Source organism: Thauera aminoaromatica S2, from assembly GCF_000310185.1.
Lineage (GTDB): Bacteria > Pseudomonadota > Gammaproteobacteria > Burkholderiales > Rhodocyclaceae > Thauera > Thauera aminoaromatica.
The window spans coordinates 1-4,810 of record NZ_AMXD01000203.1; the positions used below are offsets into that span (position 1 = coordinate 1).

Annotated in this window: 4 protein-coding genes; 1 reads left to right on the forward strand and 3 read right to left on the reverse strand. The window is 74.1% G+C overall.

Going from position 1 to position 4,810, the window contains the following annotated elements:
• From C665_RS18380 to C665_RS18390, 3 genes are all read right to left on the reverse strand, one after another.
• Positions 1–1,564: nSTAND1 domain-containing NTPase (locus C665_RS18380; RefSeq protein WP_004326215.1), on the reverse strand; the 1,564-nt coding region annotated here is incomplete at its 3' end.
• Positions 1,561–2,661, reverse strand: coding sequence for a toll/interleukin-1 receptor domain-containing protein (locus tag C665_RS18385; protein ID WP_004326217.1), 1,101 nt, complete (start codon positions 2,659–2,661; stop codon positions 1,561–1,563). The genes C665_RS18385 and C665_RS18380, both read right to left, overlap by 4 nt.
• A gap of 138 nt (positions 2,662–2,799) precedes the next feature.
• On the reverse strand, positions 2,800–3,927 hold the full coding sequence (locus C665_RS18390; protein WP_004326219.1) for an extracellular catalytic domain type 2 short-chain-length polyhydroxyalkanoate depolymerase: 1,128 nt from the start codon (positions 3,925–3,927) through the stop codon (positions 2,800–2,802).
• Between the two features lie 209 nt (positions 3,928–4,136).
• Here C665_RS18390 and menA point away from each other — a divergent pair.
• A partial coding sequence (gene menA / locus C665_RS18395; protein WP_051021774.1) for a 1,4-dihydroxy-2-naphthoate octaprenyltransferase occupies positions 4,137–4,810 on the forward strand: 674 nt, incomplete at its 3' end.

A 4,810-nucleotide genomic window follows, 5' to 3' on the forward strand; every position in this document is an offset into this window, starting at 1 on the left:
GCAGGCGGCGTGCCTCCTGGCGCTGCTTTTCGGCGACCTCGCGCTCGGCCGCGCGCAGGGCGCGCGCCTCGACGCTGGCGGCGAGCAGGCGCTGCACGCGCTCCCAGCCGCCACCGTAGCGTTCCGCCCAGGCGGCGTTGCGCCGGCGCAGCCAGCGTTCGCGCTCGTCGGTGGTGGTGGCGCCGAGCACGTTGCCCGGGTCGCGCTCGAAGCTGTCGGCCTGCACCAGCAGCGCGCGCCACACCAGGCCGTTGCGGAACTCGCGGGCCAGCCAGCCCTCGCGTGGCTCGGCGATGCGCCGCCAGCAGCGGATCAGGGCCTCATGGCTGATGTCGATGAGCTCGTCGGCGGGGAGCGCCTCGTGCCCGTAGGGCTCGAGGAAGGACACGCCGTCGGCACGGAAAGTGTCCACCACGCAGCGCAGTACGGACTCCTCGGCGCCGGTCACCGCCACCAGGCGTGCGAGCGGGCAGGGCCGGCGGATGGCCTGGCCCTCGGCGTTGATGTCGGTGAGCGCGCGGAAGAGGTCTTCCACCACCCGCGTCGCCTCGCCGCCGAGGCATTGCTGCTCGGCGCGCGCCTGCACGGCGTCGGCGTGTGCCGAGAGCAGGCCGGCGAGGCCGTGCTCGGCGTGGTAATGCTCCACCCCGAGCCGCCACGCCGGCGCGCCCGGGGTCGGTCCGGCAAGGGCCAGGCCCGCGGCACGCGCACGCTCGTCGTGGAGCAGCATCAGCCCGTGCTGGATCAGCGGCAGCTGGTCCTGTCCGCCGCCGCCGTCCACGATCAGGCGCTCGGCGAGCTCGCGCGTCACCTCGCCGTCGTAGAGCACCGCCGGCTCGCGGATCGCCCGCATGAGGTCGTCGTGCTCCATGCGCGGCAGCAGGTATTGCGTGCGATTGACCGCCTCGGCGAAGCCCTCGTAGCGCGAGCATGCGCCGAGAAACTCCGAGCGCATGGTCAGCACCGCGTACAGCCCGGCCGGCGGCGCATCGAGCAGGCCGACCAGGCAGGCGGCCAGCAGGGTCGCTTCTTCCGCACCATGGCGGCGGGTGTGCTCGAAGAGCTCTTCGAACTGGTCGATGAGGATGCAGACCTGGCTGCGCGGGCCGCAGCCGAGCAGCTCGGCGAGCGCCGCCGGGGCTTCGCGGCCGAAGTTGAGCGCGCGGCGGAAGGCGATCGTGCGCAGCTCCAGCCCGTGCCCGTCGCCGCCGGGCGTGTCGAGCGCGGCGAGCGCACGCGCGAGGTTCCACAGCGGCGCAGCGCGCGGCAGTGTGGTGCAGGTACGCCAGCGCACGCCGCCGCGCGCGCTCTCCTGCTCCAGCCGCGGCAGCACGCCGGCGCGCACCAGCGAGCTCTTGCCGCAGCCCGAGTCGCCATGGACCACGAGCAGGCGATGGCCGAGCAGGCGGTCGACGATCTCGTCGGTCATGCGCTCGCGGCCGAAGAAGATCGGCCACTCATGTTGCTCGAAGGGACGCAGGCCGGGATAGGGGCGGGGCGGCAGGCGGATCGCGAAGACCGCGTCGAAGGCGTCGTCGGCGGGGGCAGGCGCGCCGGGGTTCATGGTGCGCCCCCGGCCTGCAAGCCCTTGCCGCCCAGCCAGTCGCGCACCGCGACCGGCCAGCCTGCGTCGGTGCCGTCGATCCAGTCCGCCTGCACGATGCGCGCGGTGGCGCGGCGCACGTTGGTGGCGATGGTGGCGCCGGCGGTGTCGAGCAGGCCGCAGGGCAGCAGTCGGTGAGAGCGTGCGCGCGCCGACTGGCGATCGTGCTTGCCCACCACCACGAGGTCGGCATCGAGGGCGCGCCCGTCCTCGGTGCCGAGCAGCAGCAGGGCGTCGCAGCCGCTCAGGGTCTCCACCCTGCGCTCGCGCACGGCCTGCAGGCGCAGCGGATCGCTGTCGACACGGTCGGGCTCGCCCGGCACCACCGCGAAGCCCTTGTCGACCAGCTTGAGCGCCGCCTCTTCCCAAGCCGCGGCGTGGTCGCTGCGGCCGTGCAGGTAGAGCAGCTGGCCGCCGTCGCGGACCAGGCGCTCGGCCTCCTCGCGCTGGCGGCGCAGCTCCTCGGTGCGCGCGCGCATCGCCTCGAGCTTGGGGTAGAGCCGGCCGACCATGTCGAGCAGGGCCTTGCGGAACTCGCTGCCGAAGGCGCCCGGCAGGTCGGTCCAGCCGAGCGGGCGCGGCGGCACGCCGTCGGCCGGGTAGAAGGCGAAGCCGACCAGCGGCTCGCCGCGCGCATCGCACAACGCCGCCGGCCACGGTGTGTCGGTGGGCCAGATGCGCACCACCGCGATACGCTCCCCGTGCGGCAGGCCGAGCGCGGCCTGGCGCTGCAACCACCAGTCGCGCTCGTCGGCGCACCACTTCGACGCGAGGTAGTCGGGCGACATCAGCACCACCAGCAGCGCCGCGCCGGCGATCTGCTCCTGCAGCTGGGCGGTGAGCGGTGCCATCGGGTCGAGGCTCTGCGCCGGGCGGTGGTCCTGGTCGCGGAACACGCTCAGGCTGGTGCGGAAGCGGCGGTCGGCACGCAGCTCGCGCTCGAGCTCGTGCGCGAACGCGGCCGACCACGGCGCGAGGCAGGCGCCGCCGCTACCGTCGTCGCCGTGGCTGTAGCTCACGAAGAGGTCGTGGCGGAAGGGCTCTCCGACATAGGACATGGGGACTCCCTCGCGCGGGCCCGTGCATCGCCGCAGCCCGTCCCGCGTGGGTGGGCCGCCGGGCGGCGGCCCCTGCTTTCCTTATAGTCCACGCGAAGGGGCTGGGCCACACGGGCTGCGCCCGCGCCACCGCGGCGCTCAGTCGTGGCGGCCCGAGGCCAGCCGCTCGATCATCGCGCGCACGCTGCGGATCTGGATGCCGTCGCGGGTGGCGTAGTGCGCGTCGGTGTAGCCCCACCAGTCCCAGCAACCGTTGGGGTTCTTCCAGGGGATCGATACCGCCTGCGGGAACAGCACCACCAGGCGGTTGGTGTCGGCCCAGCGGTCGTAGCCGGTGTTGCGCACGAAGGTGGTGCCGTTGTACAGCCCGCCATCGGGCGGCCGCCGCAAGGGCAGGAAGCTCTGCCCCTGCTTGCAGCCGTGGAACACCACGTGCAGCCGACAGCGCTCGCCCGCCGCGCAGGCGGGCGGGATGTAGACCCAGCCGGTCTTGTCCAGGCCGGTGCCCCACAGATGGCTGAAGAAGCCGGTCGCGGGGATGTAGGCGCGCTGGTCGAACTCGACGAAGCGGCCCGCCGGCGTGGGCGTGGTGCGCGGCGGGGCGACGTCGGGGCCGTAGATCCACTCGAGGATCGCGTGCGCGGCCTCGAAGCCGCAGCTGCCGATGTAGGGCTCGTCGGTCGTGCCGCAGGCGCCGCCGTAGGCGGTGGTGGGCATGGTGTGGCCGGCGGCGTCGAGCGTCACCGGCTTGAGTGCGGCCGCGGGCAGGCCGAAGGCGTCGTAGTAGCCGTGCAGCTGGCGGGTGATCGCGGCCGGCACCAGGGCATCCTTCCCGCCCACCACGGTCACCACGCGCTGGCGGGCGATCTGCGCCGGGTCGTCGATGCGGCCCTCGGCCCGGAAGGCGCGCGTGGCCGCGACCAGCTCGGGCACCGCCGTGCTGGCCTCGCCGACCTTGCACGACAGCGTCGGCGCGCCGGTGCAGGAGCATTCGGTCGTGGCCTTGAGCACGCTGTCCTGCGCACAGTAGTAGGGCCCGCCGGCGACCACCCCCGCGCCGCGGACGATCCCGGAGTGGGCGACCTGCATCTGCACCGACATGAAGCCGCCCGAAGAGATGCCCGACACCGAGGTGTCCTCGATGGCGATGTTGAGCGCCGGCAGCGCTCCGGGGGGCGCGGCGAGGGCGATGGCGGCGACGGCGGCCGCGGCGAGGCTGGCCGCGGCGCGGAGGAGGGAGGAAAGAGGGTGCAGGCGCTTGCTCATGACGGACCTCCGGCAGGCGGCGTGGGGGTGGATTCGTGTCCAGCATAGTCGAGCGCGGCGCATCCGCGGGAGCTGCGCGACGGCTATGCGATAATCCGCGGTCTTCCCGCTTGTCCCGCCATGTCCGTTTCCCTGCCCTTCGCCCCGCACGCCCTTCCGTCCTCACGGCTCGCCCCCATCGGCGCCGCTCCCGCCCGTCGAGGCGGGGCGTGACGCCGCCGCATCCCGCGCCATCCCGCCCGGGCACGCTCGCGGTTTGGTGGGCGGCGATCAGGCCGCGCACGCTGGGCATGGCGCTCGCCCCGGTCATGCTCGGTACCGCGCTCGCCGTCGCCGACGGCGCCGAGCTGGCGTGGGCGGTGCTGTTCGCCACCGTGTCCTGCGCGCTGCTGATCCAGATCGGCACCAACCTCTACAACGACGCGATCGACTTCGAGCGCGGCACCGATCGCCCCGAGCGCCTCGGGCCGCTGCGGGTCACCCTCGCCGGCTGGGCGAGCGCCGCCGAGGTCAAGCGCGGCGCCCTGCTCTGCCTGCTGCTCGCGCTCCTGCTCGGCGCCTGGCTCTGTGTCGTCGGCGGCGCCCTGATCCTCGCGATCGGGCTGGCCTCGCTGATCGCCGGCTGGGCCTATTCCGGCGGGCCACGGCCGATCTCGCACTCGCCGCTCGGCGAGCTCTTCGTGCTGCTCTTCTTCGGCGTGTTCGCGGTGCTCGGCAGCCACTGGCTGCAGTCGCGCGCGCTCGGCCACCTCGACCTGCTCGCCGGGCTGGCGGTGGGTGCGCCCGCCGCCGCGGTGCTGCTGGTCAACAACTATCGCGACCTCGCCGGCGACCTGCGCGCCGGGCGTCGCACGCTCGCCGCGCTGCTCGGCGCCGAGGGCGC